The following is a 1,747-nucleotide window of genomic DNA, read 5'->3' as shown; positions in this document are numbered from 1 at the left end:
ACCCCCTCGTACCTCTCGACCACGGTGACGCGGTGCTCGACGTGATGCGGGGTCGTGCGATCCTTGACTACTTTACTGGTGGTGGCGTGCGTGCGCCCGTCGGGGGTGACGGTCGCAACGTCCTTGGCGGAGGCGCTCAGGCTGGCGTCGGTCATGCCGCCACTGTAGCGAGGGCCGCGATCAGACGAACGCGCCGACCCCGGTGATCGCACGGCCGACGATGAGCGAGTTCATCTCGCGCGTGCCCTCGTAGCTGTAGAGCGCCTCGGCATCGGCGTGGAATCTCGCCACGTCGAAGTCGAGCACGATGCCGTTGCCCCCGAGCAGTTCACGACACAAGCCAACGGTCTCGCGCATCGCGGTGGTCGCGAAGGCCTTTGCGAGCGAGGCGTGCTCGTCGCGCTGCACGCCATCGTCGAGCATTTGCGAGACGCGTGTGCACAGAGCGATGCTCGCGGTGATGTTGCCGAGGCTGCGGCTGAGCAGGTCTTGCACGAGCTGGTGGTTAGCAATGGGCTTGCCGAACTGCTCGCGGCTCGTCGCGTAGGCGACCGCGGCTTCGTAAGCGCCGATCGCGGTGCCGACCGCGGCCCACGCCACTTCGGCGCGCGTCAGGCGCAGTACTGCCGCCGTGTCACGGAACGAGTTGCCGTTTTGCAAGCGGTGCGATTCGGGTACCCGCACGTTCTCGAGCGTGATGTCGGCGTTCTGCACGATGCGCAGTGCTTGCTTGCGTTCGATCTTCGTGGCCGTGTAGCCGGGAGTGCTCGTTGGAACGATGAATCCCTTGACCTGGCCGTCTTCGGTGCTCTTTGCCCAGATGACGGTGATGTCGCTCCAGGTAGCGTTGCCGATCCAGCGCTTGCTGCCGTTGAGTACCCACTCGTCGCCGTCGCGCGTGGCCGTCGTGCGCAGGCCCTGAGCCGAGTCGCTCCCCGAGAGCGGTTCGGTCAGGCCGAAGGCGCCGATGACTTCACCGGTCTTGAGCTTGGGCAGCCACTCAGCGCGCTGCTCGGGCGACCCCGCGACGCCAATCGACCCCATGGCGAGGCCGTTCTGCACGCCCACGTAGGTAGCGACGCTCGCGTCGACGCGAGCGAGCTCGAGTGCGGTCCAGCCGCCGTAGACGGCGCTGTAGTCACCCGCCTTCGTCTCTTCCCACAGGTTGCCGAACACTTGCTGCGCGTGCAGGCCGGGCAGAATCTGTCGCGGAAACTCGGCGCGATCCCAGTAGTCGTTGACGACAGGCTTTACCTCGGTCTCGAGAAACGTGCGCAGGCGCACGACCGCGTCTTTCTCGTGGTCGGCGAGCAGTGCCTCAAAGCCATAGAAGTCGCTGATGAGCGTGGGAAAGTTCATGGCCGCCAGGGTATGCGGCATTACGCAAGCGCGGCAGCCTCTTGTCTCTCCACACACATTCCGCAGCGTTGACGCGCAGGTGGTCTTGTCGCTTGCTAACGACTCTCTGGGTCACGTGCATTGTCTTCGTGACACATTGCCACGATTCCCGATGGCCTAGAAGACAACGGATGGGGTTCCTCCGGAGAGGGGGACAATGATCGTTCCGCGTTGAAAACTCTGCCGTACGGTGTCCGCTACCGTCGACTGATCGCCGATGGGCCATCCGAGTGAACCACCGGATCCGCCGAACGATCCCCACGTGTTGCGGATGGGGCCGTTGAGCACCGCGAAGGTTCCCGTGGTCGTCGACGACAGCACCATGCCTCGTTGGAAGTTCTGCAGGTTC

General features: G+C 64.6%; 2 protein-coding genes. Both read right to left on the bottom strand.

Annotated features, from left to right (window positions below):
* Nucleotides 1-180: 180 nt before the first annotated feature.
* The gene (locus SFU54_RS00475; protein WP_319014363.1) at nt 181-1,359 is read right to left on the bottom strand and encodes an acyl-CoA dehydrogenase family protein; all 1,179 of its coding nucleotides are present in this window, start codon (nt 1,357-1,359) and stop codon (nt 181-183) included.
* Nucleotides 1,360-1,515: 156 nt separating this feature from the next.
* Nucleotides 1,516-1,747 (bottom strand): LGFP repeat-containing protein (locus SFU54_RS00470; protein ID WP_413466529.1); only part of this gene is annotated, 232 nt, incomplete at its 5' end.

Origin of the sequence: Microcella sp. (assembly GCF_033763155.1) — a bacterium.
Lineage (GTDB): Bacteria > Actinomycetota > Actinomycetes > Actinomycetales > Microbacteriaceae > Microcella.
This window is presented reverse-complemented; position numbering and strand designations above follow the sequence as displayed.

What these genes read in the sequence shown, in the direction of transcription:
- SFU54_RS00475 (WP_319014363.1), bottom strand. Translation starts at nt 1,359, where the DNA reads ATGAACTTTCCCACGCTCATCAGCGACTTCTATGGCTTTGAGGCACTG.